At 58.1% G+C, this 15,704-nt stretch carries 15 protein-coding genes; 2 read left to right on the top strand and 13 right to left on the bottom strand.

Annotation, left to right across the window (positions count from 1 at the left end; genetic code table 11):
- From ACMYSK_RS14855 to gspC, 12 genes are read right to left on the bottom strand one after another with little or no spacing between them, the layout of a single operon-like run.
- Positions 1-741, bottom strand: a complete 741-nt coding sequence (locus ACMYSK_RS14855; protein ID WP_434636404.1) for a type II secretion system protein N — start codon at positions 739-741, stop codon at positions 1-3.
- Entirely contained in the window at positions 731-1,225 is a 495-nt protein-coding gene (gene gspM / locus ACMYSK_RS14850) for a type II secretion system protein GspM (protein ID WP_434636402.1), read from the bottom strand. Before gspM ends, ACMYSK_RS14855 begins: the two co-directional genes overlap by 11 nt.
- Positions 1,218-2,420 carry a type II secretion system protein GspL gene (gspL, locus tag ACMYSK_RS14845; protein ID WP_434636400.1) on the bottom strand — a complete coding sequence of 401 codons (1,203 nt, stop codon included), beginning with the start codon at positions 2,418-2,420 and terminating at the stop codon, positions 1,218-1,220. The genes gspM and gspL overlap by 8 nt, the downstream gene beginning before the upstream one ends.
- Entirely contained in the window at positions 2,407-3,393 is a 987-nt protein-coding gene (gene gspK, locus ACMYSK_RS14840; protein WP_434636398.1) for a type II secretion system minor pseudopilin GspK, read from the bottom strand. The genes gspL and gspK overlap by 14 nt, the downstream gene beginning before the upstream one ends.
- Positions 3,390-3,974 (bottom strand): type II secretion system minor pseudopilin GspJ, encoded by a 585-nt coding sequence (gspJ, locus tag ACMYSK_RS14835; protein WP_434636396.1) that lies wholly within the window; start codon positions 3,972-3,974, stop codon positions 3,390-3,392. Before gspJ ends, gspK begins: the two co-directional genes overlap by 4 nt.
- Before the next feature lie 11 nt (positions 3,975-3,985).
- Positions 3,986-4,351 carry a type II secretion system minor pseudopilin GspI gene (gspI, locus tag ACMYSK_RS14830; RefSeq protein WP_434636394.1) on the bottom strand — a complete coding sequence of 122 codons (366 nt, stop codon included), beginning with the start codon at positions 4,349-4,351 and terminating at the stop codon, positions 3,986-3,988.
- Positions 4,348-4,866 (bottom strand): type II secretion system minor pseudopilin GspH, encoded by a 519-nt coding sequence (gene gspH / locus ACMYSK_RS14825; RefSeq protein WP_434636392.1) that lies wholly within the window; start codon positions 4,864-4,866, stop codon positions 4,348-4,350. The genes gspI and gspH overlap by 4 nt, the downstream gene beginning before the upstream one ends.
- The gene (gspG, locus tag ACMYSK_RS14820; protein ID WP_434636389.1) at positions 4,866-5,288 is read right to left on the bottom strand and encodes a type II secretion system major pseudopilin GspG; all 423 of its coding nucleotides are present in this window, start codon (positions 5,286-5,288) and stop codon (positions 4,866-4,868) included. Before gspG ends, gspH begins: the two co-directional genes overlap by 1 nt.
- Before the next feature lie 21 nt (positions 5,289-5,309).
- Positions 5,310-6,524, bottom strand: a complete 1,215-nt coding sequence (gspF, locus tag ACMYSK_RS14815; RefSeq protein ID WP_434636387.1) for a type II secretion system inner membrane protein GspF — start codon at positions 6,522-6,524, stop codon at positions 5,310-5,312.
- A 1-nt stretch (position 6,525) separates the two neighbouring features.
- Positions 6,526-8,019 (bottom strand): type II secretion system ATPase GspE, encoded by a 1,494-nt coding sequence (gspE, locus tag ACMYSK_RS14810; RefSeq protein WP_434636384.1) that lies wholly within the window; start codon positions 8,017-8,019, stop codon positions 6,526-6,528.
- Positions 8,016-9,956, bottom strand: coding sequence for a GspD family T2SS secretin variant PulD (gene pulD / locus ACMYSK_RS14805; RefSeq protein WP_434644139.1), 1,941 nt, complete (start codon positions 9,954-9,956; stop codon positions 8,016-8,018). The genes gspE and pulD overlap by 4 nt, the downstream gene beginning before the upstream one ends.
- A 42-nt stretch (positions 9,957-9,998) precedes the next feature.
- Positions 9,999-10,859, bottom strand: a complete 861-nt coding sequence (gene gspC, locus ACMYSK_RS14800; protein WP_434636382.1) for a type II secretion system protein GspC — start codon at positions 10,857-10,859, stop codon at positions 9,999-10,001.
- Between the two features lie 290 nt (positions 10,860-11,149).
- Here gspC and pulA point away from each other — a divergent pair, with 290 nt between their 5' ends.
- Together pulA and gspB are read left to right on the top strand one after the other, a co-directional pair.
- On the top strand, positions 11,150-14,431 hold the full coding sequence (pulA, locus tag ACMYSK_RS14795) for a pullulanase-type alpha-1,6-glucosidase (RefSeq protein WP_434636381.1): 3,282 nt from the start codon (positions 11,150-11,152) through the stop codon (positions 14,429-14,431).
- Between the two features lie 89 nt (positions 14,432-14,520).
- A complete protein-coding gene (gene gspB, locus ACMYSK_RS14790; RefSeq protein ID WP_434644136.1) occupies positions 14,521-15,069 on the top strand; it encodes a type II secretion system assembly factor GspB in 549 nt (182 codons plus the stop codon).
- Positions 15,070-15,113: 44 nt separating this feature from the next.
- Here the strand turns inward: gspB and gspS are convergent, their stop codons facing one another.
- Positions 15,114-15,485: a type II secretion system pilot lipoprotein GspS gene (gene gspS, locus ACMYSK_RS14785; protein WP_434636379.1), complete on the bottom strand. Its 372-nt coding sequence runs from the start codon at positions 15,483-15,485 to the stop codon at positions 15,114-15,116.
- Between the last annotated feature and the right edge of the window lie 219 nt (positions 15,486-15,704).

Raw genomic sequence — 15,704 nt, 5'->3', positions numbered from 1 at the left:
TTACCATCTTCCCTGCAGCTGCCAGGGAATGCGTCCCTGCTCATCCAGGCGCTGATTTTGGGTCATCAGCAGGGTGAGCAGGCCGGGGGTTGATTGACGTGTCTGGAGCTTGCCGTGAAAGGCGTAGCGTCCGTCGGGGCTCAGGGTGCCTTGCCCGCTAAGGCTGAGCTGATGAGAGTCCTGGCTGAGAGTTAGCGCCAGCGCGCCGGCGGGCGTGCAGCTAAATTTGCCGCTGACGCTGGCCAGCGCCAGCGAACCGGCCGGGGAACTCAGCTGTGCTTCCTGCCACAGCACGCGGCCTCCGGACAGCTGTTGGCAGCCAGCATGGTTAAAGCGGCCTTCCGGCAGACTCAGGGTAATCTGGCCGCTGGCTTCGACCGGTAGATCCGGCGTAAGCCAACGTCTGGCGAAGCTGGCGGGAACGAGAAAACGGCCATCCTGCAATCTGAGCGCTGTTATTCCGGAGAGCGAAATCTGACCGCGTAATCCGTTGGGATCGTTGAGCGTGATTCGCCAGCCGGGAAGCCCGGTAGAGAACGTCAGTGCCCAACTGAGGTGATCGAGGCGGGTGCCGCGCCAGGCCAGCTGTCGGGCCTCACCGTGCCATAAAGTCCCGGAAAACTCGCCGACGCTGATGCCGTCCGGCAGGGCCAACGTCAGCAGCCTGGCCGGTGCGGTAAGCAGCAGCCAAAACAGATAGATACCCGATAGCAGCAGGCCGATAGTGATTTTACTGGTCATGTTGACGCTCCAGTACCAGCGTCGTGACCGTCACCCAGCCGGGCTGGGCAGGATGGGCGCTGACGGCCAGAGAAGAGGTGTGAATACCCTGCCGTCCGAGGACGTCCAGCCATGACATCAGCGCCTGAAAAGTGCAGGGTGGCAGGGTGACGTTCACCCGCGCGCCCTGCGGCTGTAGCCGGACGATCGCCAGATCCAGGCGGGTTGCCTCACGCATGATGACGGCGGAGAGCGCCTCCTTTACAGCGCTCCCGGCGGCAGGTTTCTGCTGGGCCAGCAGCCGGAGCTGCGGTGTTTGCTGCTGCATCCAGCGCAGGGTCGCCTGCTCTTTGACGATCGTTTGCTGCCACTGTGCTTCCCGACTGAGCCAGGGTTGCCAGAGTACGTACCAGATGATGCCCACAATCAGTAGCAGGCTCATGCCGATCAATAAGCGCTGTTCCCGGCGGGTGCGCTGTTGCCATAGCGCAAGAAAATCAGCCATTGTTGCCCTCCAGCGTCAGACGTCCTTCAATCCCGTCGGGGCGGGGTTTCATTTCTCCTGTCCGCACGTGAAAACCGGCCTCGGCGCGGGTGGTGAACTGCTCCAGCGCTCGCGGAGAAACCGCCGAGATATCCAGCTGTAGCGCGTTACGGGCGGCATCCCAGGTCAACGCCCGGAGCTGAATTCCCGGCGTGTCGGAGACCATATTCTGCAAGGTGCGGAGATGAGCGACCAGCGGTGAGGCGGTGGCTGTCGTTTCCAGCTGGCGCAGATGTTGCTGCATCTGCAGCCGCGGATTGGTGATGTTTTTATCGTTTTTGAACCAGTGGCGATAAAACGCCAGGCTGGCCTCCCGGGCCGCATCGGCCTGGCGGCTTAGCGAAAAGTGGTCGAGCACGACATTGCTGCTCCACAGCAGTGCCAGCACCGCGGCGGCGGCGAGCGTCGGGCGCCAGCGTTGGCCGGCTGGCTGCCAGCGATGCTTAGGCGCAAAGACTCCCTGACGTAAACAGATGCGCCGGGCCGCCGGGTTTGCCGCCGCCAGGGTGAGTAAATCCTGGGGCGCAAGCGTGGACCAGGGGGCGGTCGTGGCGGGCGGTGGGGAATAGCAATCGATCGGCGGCAGCGTTTCCCAGGCGGCGAGTAATTCCGTCAGCCACGGGTTTTCCACGGCTATACCGCACCAGCTGTCCTGGCGAATTAGCCATTGGTCGTCGGCCTGTATCGCGCTCCAGCGGTCGGGGCGGCAGGGCAGCGTCAGTACATCCGGCGTCAGCGCGAGAATTGTTAGCCCTAGCCCGTCGCAGCGGGTCAGCCAGGCGGCCATCTTTTGCCGCGCTATCGCCGCCACGGCACAGCGCTCTCGCTGGTGGTGGAGCAGCGCAAAGTGGGTTTCTTCGACGTCGGTGGCGAGCCGCTCTTCCAGCAAAAACGGCAATACCTGCTGCGGCGGTTTGCGCAGCCCCGTCGGGAGCGTGACGTCATGAAAGGCGCAGTCGCTGGCCGGGACCAGTACCCAGGCGGGATAGCGCTCCGCCAGCTCGGGAAGCGTAGTGTTATCCCCCGTGGCGGACCACTCTCCGGAAGCTTCCTGTTCCGGGTCACTCGGGCAGACCAGTCGCCAGGCGACGGGGCGCTCGGGTGCAGCAAGACGCACAATAAGCATCTCCTTCTGCGGTGTTTTATCGTGATTCATCGGCCACCCTATAGAGTCCATAGCGCCGCTGGATAATGCGGAAAGTACGACCTTCTTTTTGCAGGACGCTACGCTGCTGGTAACGCGTGCTGCCCATAACCACGGTGAAGGCGGCGACAAACCGTTCACTGTGGACCGTCAACCACGGGCGCGCGGCGGCGGTATCGCTTTGCTGTAAAGCCGGCAGCGCCAGGAAGGCGGCGACGCTGTTCCAGCCGCTGCGCGGACGATCCTGTAGTAACTGACGCGCCTGCTGGAGATTGATCCCGTCAGAAAATAGCGCCATCAGCAGAGGAGCCTGCTCTGGCCTGAGCGTATTCACGTTGAGTTGCAGGCTGTCGTCCGGCAGGGCGCAAACGTAGGGCAGCAGGCGTAGATACAGCCCCGCGTCCATCCCGTTAATCAGCCGCAGTTCGCTGACGTCCTGTATTTTCTGATTTGCAGTGAAGTATCCCGGCGAGCGCGCCATGTACACTTCATCTTCACCGCCGTTGAGCCGTGGTTCCCGGTCGCTGTCGATCCAGTCGCGCAGTGCGGCGGTGAGCTGGAGTGCGCGTAGCGGCTCTTCGCCAAGGTTTTCCAGCAGGCGGGTAAACGTGCGCGCCGGCCAGGGGAGCTCTTCGCTCTCCTCTCCGGAACCGTGATTGACCGCGTTGAGGTTAAAGCAGGCCTGACCATCGGTGATGGTCGCGTTGATCTCCCCGTCGTTGACCGTGAAACGACGTCCCTCCTGCGCCCAGTTTTGCGCCAGGTGGGTTTGATTCGGGGAGTCCAGCGCATCGCGCTGGAGCAGCGCGGCAGCCATGGTTTCCGCGCCAAGCGCATACCATTTGGCCTGTAGGTTATCGAGGGTCGTGGCGGTTTGTTGGTAGAGTCGCGCCGTGCGTTCGGTCATCGCGCTTGCCAGCACCATCATCAGGGCCAGGATCAGCAGTACCATCAGGAGCGCAACGCCGCGCTGTCGGTGGTTCATTGGCTGACTCCGGGCGTTATCAGGAACAGGCGCGTGATATCCCCGTAGCCGTCCAGCGTCAGGGTCACTTCAAGGCCCTGAGGCAGGCTTTGCGTGCTTTCCCAGCGATCCTGCCAGCGACCATCGGCATAAAAACGCAGGCGGAATGCCTGAATGCCATCTTGCAAAACGTCCACCGTCGGTTCGCTGCCGGTGAGCGGGTCCTGCTGGTCATAGCTCAGCCGTTCCAGCCGCTGCTGGCGCAGGCGGTAGCTGACGTTCTGAATCTCGGAGCGCGGCAGCATCCCCAGCGGATTTGGCCAGCCGTTGCGGCTGAAGGCTATCGCCCAGTCGTCGCTGGCAAGTTGAAAGCGCCCGGCAAAAAAGAGGCCTGCGCTCTCGCGGCTGCGGCGAGGGATTATCTGATTAAAGTCGGCGGCCATCTGGCTGAAGGTGTGCTGAAGGGCCTGTACCTGCGCTGTTTTTTCCCGGGTCAGGGTATCGGCACGGAGGACGTTTTGCAGCACCGCCATCGCAGCGATGCTCAGCGCCGCCAGAATGGCCAGCGCCAGCAGCATTTCCACGAGTGTAAAACCGCGCATCTGGCGTACCGTCATGGCTGAGTCACGTAGGTACGCAGCGAAGCGACCGGGGTCTTATCACTCTTATCATGACGGACCTCAACATCCAGCGCACGCAGCTGCGGGATCTCTGTTTCCACGCCCTGCCAGCGGATATGCCAGCGGCTTCCTGCCGCCTGTAGCGTGGTTTCAGAGCTGCTCAGCGCTGGCCAGCGGTTTTCAAGCTTGAGCTGCACCAGCTGGTTATCGGCGAGCCAGCCGGCGAGGGTTTTCTCCTCCATTCGCCCCAGGTGGCGGGTCTGCTGAAGCGTTGCCTGCATGACGGACAGCCCGGCCAGGGCGAAGACCACCAGTGCCACCATGACTTCGATAAGCGTCATCCCGGATTGCGATTTCATCCTGCGTCATCCTGTTGTACTGTGCGAACCGCGCCGCGGGCATCGACGACGATCCCTTCGGTGGCGCCGATCCGTAGCTGAAACGGCGTGACTTCGCCGCCGGGAAACAGCAGGACATCGGGCTGTTCGCCCGGCGTCCACTGGGCATCATGCGGGAAATGCAGAGTCATTTTTCCCGATGTGACCAGGCCGGAGGTGGCGACGCGACCTGACGGCAGCGGCTGCCAGCGATAGCCATACCAGCTGTCTTCTGTGCGGGTGTCCGGTTCTGCGTCATCGCGCGGTTGCAGCAGCATAAACTGCCAGCGATCGGAGTGAACCGAGATGCCAAAGAACTGCCCGGTCTGTAGTCCGCGCTCGCGGATAAAGCGCAGCTGCGTCTGAAAACGCTCAAGAGTTTGCGCCGCGTCATCCTCGCGCGATGTCGGAAACGCCAGCATTACCATGCCCGCGCTGACGCCCATCAAGAGTAAAACGAGCATCATCTCCAGTAACGTGAAGCCGCGCTGTCGCACTATTTTTTCCCGATATTCCAGTTGCCGATATCGTCATTGGTATCCGGCATCCCGTCAGGGCCAACGCTAAAGACGTCGATCTGACCGTGCTGGCCCGGGCTGAGCAGCTGATAGTCGTTGCCCCACGGGTCCTGAGGCAGGCGGCGGATATAGCCACCTTCCGGGTAGTTACGCGCCTGCGGCTCGGCGGTGGGCCGGCTGACCAGCGCCTGTAGCCCCTGTTCGCTATTGGGGTAGCGGCTGTTATCCAGTTTGTACATATCCAGCGCGCCCTCCAGCGCCACCAGATCGCTGACCACCTTCTGACGATCCGCTTTTTCTTTGTTGCCCATTAAATTGGGCACTACCAGGCTTGCAAGAATGCCGAGGATGACAATCACCACCAAAATTTCCAGTAACGTGAAGCCGCGCTGCCGTTGCATATTTTTCTCCATTTAAGACAGTTACATACTCATAAGGGTATTGAGTTGCAGGATCGGTTGCAGGATCGCCAGAACGATGAACAACACCATTCCGGCCATGGCCACCACCAGCAACGGTTCGAACAGACTGAGCGCCATCTGAATCTGTGCGCTCAGCTCACGGTCCTGATTGTCGGCAGCGCGTTCGAGCATGCCGTTGAGTTCTCCGCTCTGTTCACCGCTGGCCACCATATAACGCATCATGGGCGGGAAAAGGGCGGTCATTTCGAGGGCACGATGCAGGCTTATGCCTTCGCGTACCGACTCGGTAGCCGCCTCCAACTGACGGCGCGCCCAGGCGTTGCTCAGCACTTCTGCGCTGATCCGCATCGACAGCAGCAGCGGCACGGCGCTGGCGTTCAGAATGCTTAGGGTTCGGGCGTAGCGAGCGCTGTTGATGCTGCGCGCCACCCGGCCAGTCAGCGGCAGACGCAACAGCTGTTTGTGCCACAGCAGGCGCCGCGCGGGCTGACGTAGGGCGTAATGCAGCAGCAGGCCGCCGGCGAGCAGGGCCAACAGCAGCCAGGGGCCGGCGGTACGGACAATATCGCTGAGGGTCATCAACAGGCGGGTTGAGAACGGCAGGGCCTGCTTCATATGAACGAACTGGTCAACGACTTTAGGCACCACCGTGGAGAGTAAAATGGCGATGACGCTGACGGCGACCAGCGTCAGAACGATGGGGTAGATCATCGCCTGCAGCAGACGAGCGCGCAGCTGCTGGCGCTGTTCGGTATAGTCCGCGAGGCGGTTCAGGACGCCGTCGAGGTGACCGGAGGTTTCGCCTGCGGCCACCATGGCGCAGTACAGCTGGTCAAAGCAGCCCGGATAGCCGCGCATGGATTCCGCCAGTGAATGGCCTTCAAGCACTTTACCGCGAACGCCTGCCATCAGCGTCTTGAGGTGGGCTTTTTCGCACTGCTGTGCCACGGCATCCAGCGCTTTCTCTAACGGGATGGCGGCCGCCACCAGAGTGGCCAGCTGGCGGGTCAGCAAGGCCAGATCGCTGGCGCTGGTACGCCGCGTCAGCAGCGAGCGGGTGGACCCCGGCGTTGCCCGTGCGACGGCGTGAATCTCAAGGAGCAGCCAGCCTTTTTCACGCAGCAGCTGACGGGCGTGGCGGGCGGAATCCGCCTGCTGTACGCCGCGCTGGGTTTTGCCATGCTCATCGAGCGCCTGATAACGGAAGACTGCCATCCTAGTCTGCTTCCCCCGTTCGCTGTTCGGTCACTCTGACCACCTCTTCCCAACTGGTGATCCCGGCCAGTACCTTCTCGCGCCCGGCATCCCGTAAGGTGGTGTAGTCGGCCCCCAGTTGTTGGATCAGCGTTAATTCATTTTCTCCCCGGTGGATAGCCATACGCACGCGATCGTCAACTCGCAGCAGTTCATGGATCCCGGTGCGCCCGCGATAGCCGGTGAAACTGCATTCCGCACAGCCGACTGCCTGCCACAGCGGCGTTCCGGGTGCGACCGCCATTTGGCTGGCAGTTTGCGGATCGGCCTGCTGCGGCCGACGGCAGTGCGGGCAAAGGCGGCGCACCAGGCGCTGCGACATGACCGCCAGCAGCGAGGTGGAGAGCAAAAATGGCTCCACGCCCATATCCTGCAGGCGTGAAATGGCCCCCAGCGCGCTGTTGGTGTGGAGCGTGGAGAGCACCAGATGCCCGGTCAGCGAAGCCTGCACGGCGATCTGCGCCGTCTCGCCATCGCGGATCTCGCCTACCAGTACGACGTCCGGATCCTGACGTAAAATGGCGCGCAGCCCGCGGGCAAAGGTCATCTCCACTTTGGCATTGACCTGGGTCTGGCCGATGCCCTCCAGCTCGTATTCGACCGGGTCTTCAATGGTCATAATATTGCGCTCCCGCGCGTCGAGCCGGCTGAGGGCGGCGTACAGCGTGGTGCTCTTCCCTGAACCGGTGGGGCCGGTGACCAGAATAATGCCGTGCGGGCGGGCCATCAGGTCGTCGACCTGCCGCAGCAGCTCGGGCGGCATTCCCAGGGTGAGCAGATCGAGATTGACGCTGTTTTTGTCCAGCAAACGCAAAACCACGCGTTCGCCGTGGCTGGAGGGCAGCGTTGAGACACGTACATCGATGGCGCGCCCGCCGATGCGCAGCGCCATGCGGCCATCCTGGGGAATACGTTTTTCCGCAATGTCGAGACTGGCCATCACCTTAATACGTGAGATGAGCAGGGCGGCGAGGCGGCGCTGCGGGCGCAGGATTTCACGCAGAACACCATCCACGCGAAAGCGAATTTGCAGGTGGCGCTCGTAGGTTTCGATATGAATATCTGAGGCTTTCTCTTTGATAGCCTCGGTAAGCATGGCGTTGATCAGACGAATGATCGGCGCATCGTCTTCACTGTCCAGCAGATCGTCAGTGTCCGGCAGCTCTTCGGCCAGCGTGTATAAATCCAGCTCGTTGCCGATATCGGCCATCATGCGTCGGGCTTCCGCGGAGTCACGCTGGTAGCTGAGCACCAGCAGTTTTTCAAAATCTTCGGCGGCCACGCGTTCAATGGTAATCGGACCATCCGCGACCCGCCGGGCTTCCAGCAAGGCCGGTGCCGGCGTCCTGCTCAGGCAGCGGACATGGTGCGAGACGCCGTCGCTGAGCAGCACGATGTTGTGGGCGCGGGCGTAGGCAAAGGGCAGCAGCGGGCGGGGATCGGTCGCTGGCGTCATGGTTTGCCTCCAAGGTTGAAGGCATCAATCGCGGCGCTTATCTGGCGAAAGGCCACGGTATCCTGTTGCGGGTAGATATGCAGCCGATCGTCGCTCAGCAAGGCTTCGTTGCTCTCCTGGCCCCGCTGTTTGGTCTGGGCTTCGTTAAAGGCGTTGTACTGACCCGCAGACGCCTGGCGATAGCTATCGCGATCGCGGATGATCGTCGGGCGGATGAACAGCATCAGGTTACGTTTGGAGACTTTCTTGCTGCTGGAGCGGAACAGGGCGCCGATAACCGGAATATCACCTAGCAAAGGGACCTTATCGGCAGTATCGGTGACGCTTTTATCCAGCAGCCCGCCGACGACTACCGTTTCGCCGCTGCCCACCAGGACCGCGTTATTGACCGTACGGGTGTTGAAGGTGGCCCCTAAATCCGAGCTGGTGCTGGAGGCGGAATCCGCGACGCTGGACACCTCCTGTTCGATCTCCAGCAGCACCGAATCACCTTCGTTGATCTGCGGTTTGACCTTCAGCTTGATGCCGACGGTTTTACGCTCAACGGTGTTAAAGATGTTATCCCCGGATGTGGTTTGCGATCCGCTAAGCACCGGTACTTCCTGCCCGACGTTAAAGGTGGCTTCCATGTTGTCGAGGGTGACGATGCTGGGGGTGGCGAGAATATCGTTTTTGCTACTGCTGGAGAGCGCGGTCAGCAGCATCGCCCAGTTGCCCTGATAGAACCCGGCGGCAATGCCGTTAAAAGAGCTTAACGCGCTGGCAAGCGAACTGGTGACCGTGCCGTCTTTGTTGTATTGATTGGCGCCGGCAATGACTGTCGACATCGGCAGGCCGCTGTTGTTGAACTGGGTCATCCCGGCATTTTTATTCGCCCACTGGACGCCGAGATTGAGGCCGTCGGCGTCCTGAACTTCGGCAATAATCGCTTCAACCAGCACCTGCGGACGGCGAATATCCAGCTGGGCTATCACCCGCTCCAGGTCGTTCATGACGTCCGGCGCAGCGGTAACAATCAGGGCGTTGGTCTGGCCATGGGCTTTGATAATTATATTTTTATCCAGCGCTGCCACCGGCTTCGCACTCTGTTTTTCACTTTGCATCGTGCTACTGATGCCGGTTAAAACCTCCACCAGATCGGCGGCTTTGGCGTATTTCAGATAGATAACTTTGGTGTTGCCCTGCACCGCCTGTTGACGGTCGAGCTGCTTAATCATGGTGATAATGCGCTGGCGTGAATTGGGTTCGCCGCTCACCAGCACGGAATTGGTACGTTCGTCGGCGACGACGTTCGCGACCATCGAGCCGGGAAGCGCCGATTTACTGGTATCTTTGTTCAGCTCGGTGACCAGTTTGACCACGTCGGCGGCGGAGGCCCACGACAGCGGGACCGTCACCACGCTGCGATCGCCTGCGTTATCAACGCGTTCGACAATGGTCAGCAGGCGTTTGATCACCGCAGCCCGTCCGGTCATGAGCAGGACGTTGGAGGGTTCGTAGTGTACGACGCTGCCTGCGCCGGCGTTATCGTTGAGCTGGCGCAGCAGCGGCGCCAAATCACGTGCGGCGACGTTGGTTAGCGGCACCACGCGGGTCACGACCTCATCTCCTTCGCCGGGCGCGGCATCGCTGGCGACCGGGACCGCCGCGGTTTTGGCATCTTTTGAACGAACCACTTTGAGCACGCCGTTATTCATATTGATAACGGCAAAACCATAGACATCCAGCACGCTAAGAAAAAACTGATAATATTGTTCTTCATTGAGCATATCGTAGCTGCGGACGGTAATTGTCCCGCGTACGCTGGGGTCAATAATCACCGTTTTATTCAGGTTTTTGCTTACGGTATTAATAAATTCCTGAATATCCGTCCCTTTAAAGCTGGCGGAAAATTCTTCAGCACAGACCGGTCTGAATAACAGCGAGCTGAATATCATCAGGGTGGTGAAAATCAGGCGGAAAATCGTTGCATGTGCCAATTATTCATCCCTCAAAGCTAAATAGATATCCTGTCGCTGCCCTTCGCGTTCGACGGTAAGCGTTATTTCGCTAAGCTCAGGAAGCTGTTTTAATGCCTGCTGAGCCTGTTGCCGATCGCGAAGATCAAGCCCGTTCAAGGCGACCGCCAGATCGTTTTCATGTAAACCTGATTCACGGAAAAGCGTGGGGTCTTTTCCCGGGTTAAGCCGATATCCACTGAGTTGCTCATTAACCATCACCGGTGAAATATTGAGATAATTAAGGATATTTTGCGGCTGCTGGCGGATCTGGCTGAGGCGCGGATTCACCGCTGCGCCTGGCGAGGTATTCGCTTTTGCCATACCGTCATCAGCCAGCAAAATTGCTTCATTTCGGCCCCGATAGTTCACGATAATGCGATCGCTCATAATCGCGACGATTCGGGCTTCATTCCCCGGTGTGCTGTCGCCGGTCATCAGGCTAACTTGTTGATTACCTTTTGCCATAATGACAATCGAACGGGCTGGATCGCTGCTGGCGAGCAGGCCGGTAATCCGCAGCTTCAGCGCTGAGAGTGGGGCCTGTTCCAGGCTGCCGTCATGAGCTGATGGCGGCGGTTTTTTTTCTGCACGACCGAACAGCGTGAATGCCGGTAATTCAGTTTTTGGCATCGCGATTGCTGCAGAAGCCTGCGCTGCGTCATTCATCGCGATATCCGGAGAATGAGTCGGGAATACCATTCGCCAGCTTAATTTCGCCAGCTGTTGGCCAATCAGTAATAAGGTGATGAGCATGGCAATATGCGGTGCGTGATGAATGTTTTTTTTATTTATTAGTGTTAAGCGCATCACAGAAATATATCTTTTTATTCCATCGCTCATTTTATTTCCCTCGAGGCGGCACAGTACCCCTACCTATATTGGTGGGTGGCTTTTTTATATTGCGAGCTTTTATTGCGAGAAACTGGATTTGTCGTCGCGAAGCATAATGAATTTCACTATCCGGGTCGTCATTCCCTTTTGAGTTTTACTCCCCCGGCCACCTACGCCCCCCCATTAATTGTTAATGGATGATTGAACCGGAGAAAACAAAAATATCTAATTGCGACGCTTTACAGATAAACATCTTTTCTTACCTTTCATAATTTATTAAGCATATTAGGGACTATCGAATGCTCAGATATACCTGTAATGCCCTATTCCTTGGCTCGTTGATTTTACTTAGCGGCTGCGATAATAGTTCTTCATCTTCTTCCTCTGGCTCACCTGATAACCCCGGCAATCCTGATAATCAGGATGTTGTTGTTCGTTTACCCGATGTGGCGGTTCCTGGTGAAGCCGCGATGGCGTCGGCGAATCAGGCCGTTATTCATCTGGTCGATATTGCCGGGATAACCGGTACCAGTGCGGCGGATTACAGCAGTAAGAACCTGTATCTTTGGAATAATGAAACCTGCGATGCATTAAGCGCGCCGATGGCTGACTGGAATGACGTCAGCACCACGCCGGCAGGGAGTGATAAATACGGCCCGTATTGGGTCATTCCGCTGAATAAAGAGAGCGGTTGCATTAACGTCATTGTCAGAGATGGCACCAACAAGCTGATCGACAGCGACCTGCGCGTGTCCTTTGGCGACTTTACCGACCGTACGGTATCGGTGATTGCCGGCAGCAATGCTATCTATGACTCTCGCGCCGATGCGTTCCGCGCCGCCTTCGGCGTGGCGCTTGCCGAAGCCCACTGGGTCGATAAAACGACGCTGCTGTGGCCGGCTGGTGAAGACAAGCCTGTCGTACGCTTGTACTACAGCCACAGCAGCAAAGTGGCGGCAGATAGCGAAGGGAAATTTACCGACAGCTACCTGAAACTGACGCCAACCACCGTCAGCCAGCAGGTCAGCATGCGTTTCCCGCAGCTTTCCGGCTATGCGGCGTTTAAACTGCCCGATGACGCCAAAACCGCCGATTTGCTTCAAGGTGAAACCGTCGCGATTGCTGCCGAGAAAGACGGCGTGCTGATCTCCGCCACCCAGGTGCAAACGGCGGGTGTCCTGGATGATATCTATGCGCAGGCGGCGGAAGCGCTGAATTACGGTGCGCAGATGAGCGATGGCGGAGTTAGTTTCCGTCTGTGGGCGCCTACCGCACAGCAGGTCGATCTGGTTATCTACAGCGCGGATAAAAAAGTGGTGGCCAGCCATCCGATGACCCGTGACAGCGCATCTGGCTCCTGGGCCTGGCAGGGCGGCAGCGACCTGAAAGGGGCGTTTTACCGCTACGCGCTGACGGTTTACCATCCGCAGTCGCGCCAGGTTGAACAGTATGAAGTCACCGACCCGTACTCCCATAGCTTATCCACTAACTCGGAATACAGTCAGGTCGTTGACCTTAACGACAGCGATCTTAAGCCGGAAGGCTGGGATAGCCTGGCGATGCCTCATGCCCAGAAGACCAAAGCCGATCTCGCGAAAATGACGATTCATGAATCGCACATTCGCGATCTTTCTGCCTGGGATCAGACCGTTCCTGCTGAGCTGCGCGGTAAATATCTCGCGCTCACAGCCCAGGACAGCAATATGGTGCAGCATCTGAAAAAGCTGTCCAGCTCGGGCGTCACCCACGTTGAACTGCTGCCGGTCTTCGATCTGGCGACGGTCAACGAGTTCAGCGATAAAGTCGCCGATATCCAGCAGCCGTTCAGTCACCTGTGTGAAATCAACAGCGCGGTGAAGAGCAGCGAATTTGCCGGTTATTGCAGCAGCGGCTCTTCCGTTGAAGAGGTGCTCAATCAGCTCAAGCAGAATGATAGCCAGGACAACCCGCAGGTTCAGGCGCTGAACACCCTTGTGGCGCAGACGGACTCCTATAACTGGGGTTACGATCCGTTCCACTATACGGTGCCGGAAGGCTCGTATGCGACCAATCCGGAGGGCACGACGCGCATTAAAGAGTTCCGTACCATGATTCAGGCGATTAAGCAGGATCTGGGAATGAACGTCATTATGGACGTCGTGTATAACCATACTAATGCCGCGGGGCCAACTGACCGTACATCGGTACTGGATAAAATTGTCCCCTGGTACTATCAGCGTCTGAACGAAACCACCGGTAGCGTTGAGTCGGCCACCTGCTGTTCGGATTCTGCGCCAGAGCATCGTATGTTTGCGAAGCTTATCGCCGATTCGCTGGCGGTGTGGACCACCGACTATAAGATTGATGCTTTCCGTTTCGACTTGATGGGCTACCACCCGAAAGCGCAGATTTTGTCGGCGTGGGATCGCGTGAAAGCGTTAAATCCGGATATCTATTTCTTTGGCGAGGGCTGGGATTCTAATCAGAGCGACCGCTTTGATATCGCGTCGCAAATCAATCTGAAAGGAACCGGTATTGGTACCTTCTCCGATCGTCTGCGCGACTCCGTGCGCGGCGGTGGTCCGTTTGATTCCGGTGATGCGCTGCGTGAAAACCAGGGCGTCGGCAGCGGTGCCGGGGTTCTGCCTAACGAGATTACCCGCCAGAGCGATGACGATGTGCGCCACCTGGCCGATCTGACCCGTCTGGGGATGGCCGGCAACCTTGCTGATTTTATTCTGATTGATAAAGACGGCGCGGTGAAAAAAGGCAGCGAGATCGACTATAACGGCGCACCTGGCGGCTACGCAGCCGACCCGACGGAAGTCGTCAACTATGTCTCTAAGCACGACAACCAGACCCTGTGGGACATGATTACCTATAAAGCCGCGCAGCAGGCCGATCTGAATACGCGCGTGCGGATGCAGGCGGTATCGCTGGCGACGGTGATGTTGGGCCAGGGGATCGCCTTTGATCAGCAGGGTTCTGAACTGCTGCGCTCTAAATCCTTTACCCGTGACTCGTATGATTCCGGTGACTGGTTTAACCGCGTTGATTATGCCATGCAGGACAATAACTTTAACGTCGGGATGCCGCGCAGCAGTGATGATGGCAGTAACTATGACCTGATTTCCCGCGTTAAGGAGATGGTTGCCACCCCTGGCGAGACGGAATTACAGCAAATGACCGCCTTCTATCAGGAGCTGACTCAGCTGCGTAAATCATCCCCGCTGTTCACTTTAGGTGACGGAAGTGCGGTCATGAAGCGCGTTGATTTCCGTAATACCGGGCCCGAGCAGCGCGCAGGTCTGCTGATCATGACCATCGACGATGGCGCGCAGGCAGGGGCGAGCCTCGATAGCCGGCTTGATGGCCTGGTTGTGGCGATTAACGCAGCACCTGAGAGCCGGACTCTGGATGACTTTACCGGTGACAATCTGCAGCTGAGCCAAATCCAGCAAGCTGCCGGTGACGGCTCGCTGGCGAGCGGCGTGGAGATCGCGGCCAATGGCACGATCACGCTCCCGGCCTGGTCCGTGGTGGTACTGGAAAAACCTCAGGGCGATGCCCAGGGGACGGGCCTGCCGGTAAGCAGTAAGTAATGGCGGGACATTTGACAGGCTCCGGCTAAATGAGCCTGATAGCCCGGCAGTTGTCGCCGGGCTATCGTTTTACGGGTAAAGGAGAGAGCGTGATCGTTCCCGATGAGAAAGCGTGCCGTTTGCCTGCTCTGATTGCGCGCGATGGCGAACCACCGGTGGTCGTTGGACGTATGGTGCAGGTGCCGTATCTGACCGTACCCGTCTACGCTGCGCTGTTGATTGCCCTGGGTTGGTTTGCTGGCGAGCAGTGGCGTAATCCTCCCGCGACGTCAACGTTGATAGTGCCCGTGGCACATGCTGCGCTGGTGCCGATAGCACCTCCCACGCAAAAAAAGGTTAAACCGGTAGCGGCCTCGTCACCTGAGAAAGCAAAACCGAAACCAGAGGTTATCATCGATGAAGATAATCTGCCCGCACTGCGCTACAGCGCGCATGTTTTCGCCTCATCTGCGGAGAAACGCAGCATCGTTTTAAATGGTCAGTCCTGGAAAGAAGGGGAATCGCCGCTGCCGAATCTGGTCGTCGAGCAGATTCAGCAGGATCTAACGGTATTCAGCTTTAATGGTAAAACTTTTACGCTTGCTGCTCTGGACGACTGGCCGGGAGGTATTATTGAAGATAGCCCGCAAGGGGAATAAACTGGTGCGAAATAAAAAAGCGGCGGGGCTATATTTTCATTTTATTAGCTGCGTAAGCTATCAATAAACGGTGCCAGCTGGCGATTAAACTGGCTGCATTTTGTGGCTTCCGGCGTACTGTCCCGCTGCAGCTGCTGATACATTTGCGTGCTGCGCTGGCTGAGCGTTGCGTAATCAATATTACTCCATCCTCTCTTTTTTCCCACATTCCATGCTGCGCGATCGAGCGCTTCATCGGCGGGAAGGTCGCTACGGTTGCATTTGTTTTTCAGATAGCGCGCGCCTGCCGCTACGGAGGAGAGCTGATCCAGCTGCGCTTCATTGCTGACGGTAGGGCTTAGCGTAGACGAACGGTTCTGCTGGCAGCCCGCGAGAGTGGCAACCATGAGCAGCGGAAATATAATGGAAGTTCGCATAATATATTAAACAGATCCGGTTAACTGAAGGACAGTTTAACAAATATTTCCATGCTGTCATCAGGAAATATTATTATGAATATTTGTTAAGGCGCTCCCGTTTTTATCGCCAAATGGCGTAAGGTTTCTCTTTACTTCTTGCCAAAATATTTCTTGTCATAGTCGGAATATAATATTTACCCGGCGCTGGCTTTTTTGTTTTTTTTATCTGTGAAGATG

This window comes from Klebsiella sp. I138 (genome assembly GCF_051131765.1).
GTDB lineage: Bacteria > Pseudomonadota > Gammaproteobacteria > Enterobacterales > Enterobacteriaceae > Klebsiella.
Note: the sequence above shows the minus strand (reverse complement) of the source record. Positions and strands in the feature narration are given on the sequence as shown.

Bases quoted from the DNA above. Each gene is read 5' to 3' on its own strand.
- gspC (WP_434636382.1), bottom strand. From the start codon at position 10,859: ATGAGCGATGGAATAAAAAGATATATTTCTGTGATGCGCTTAACACTA.
- gspJ (WP_434636396.1), bottom strand. From the start codon at position 3,974: ATGCGCGGTTTTACACTCGTGGAAATGCTGCTGGCGCTGGCCATTCTG.
- gspI (WP_434636394.1), bottom strand. From the start codon at position 4,351: ATGAAATCGCAATCCGGGATGACGCTTATCGAAGTCATGGTGGCACTG.
- pulA (WP_434636381.1), top strand. From the start codon at position 11,150: ATGCTCAGATATACCTGTAATGCCCTATTCCTTGGCTCGTTGATTTTA.
- ACMYSK_RS14855 (WP_434636404.1), bottom strand. From the start codon at position 741: ATGACCAGTAAAATCACTATCGGCCTGCTGCTATCGGGTATCTATCTG.
- pulD (WP_434644139.1), bottom strand. From the start codon at position 9,956: ATGATATTCAGCTCGCTGTTATTCAGACCGGTCTGTGCTGAAGAATTT.
- gspS (WP_434636379.1), bottom strand. From the start codon at position 15,485: ATGCGAACTTCCATTATATTTCCGCTGCTCATGGTTGCCACTCTCGCG.
- gspE (WP_434636384.1), bottom strand. From the start codon at position 8,019: ATGACGCCAGCGACCGATCCCCGCCCGCTGCTGCCCTTTGCCTACGCC.
- gspL (WP_434636400.1), bottom strand. From the start codon at position 2,420: ATGAATCACGATAAAACACCGCAGAAGGAGATGCTTATTGTGCGTCTT.
- gspK (WP_434636398.1), bottom strand. From the start codon at position 3,393: ATGAACCACCGACAGCGCGGCGTTGCGCTCCTGATGGTACTGCTGATC.
- gspG (WP_434636389.1), bottom strand. From the start codon at position 5,288: ATGCAACGGCAGCGCGGCTTCACGTTACTGGAAATTTTGGTGGTGATT.
- gspF (WP_434636387.1), bottom strand. From the start codon at position 6,524: ATGGCAGTCTTCCGTTATCAGGCGCTCGATGAGCATGGCAAAACCCAG.
- gspM (WP_434636402.1), bottom strand. From the start codon at position 1,225: ATGGCTGATTTTCTTGCGCTATGGCAACAGCGCACCCGCCGGGAACAG.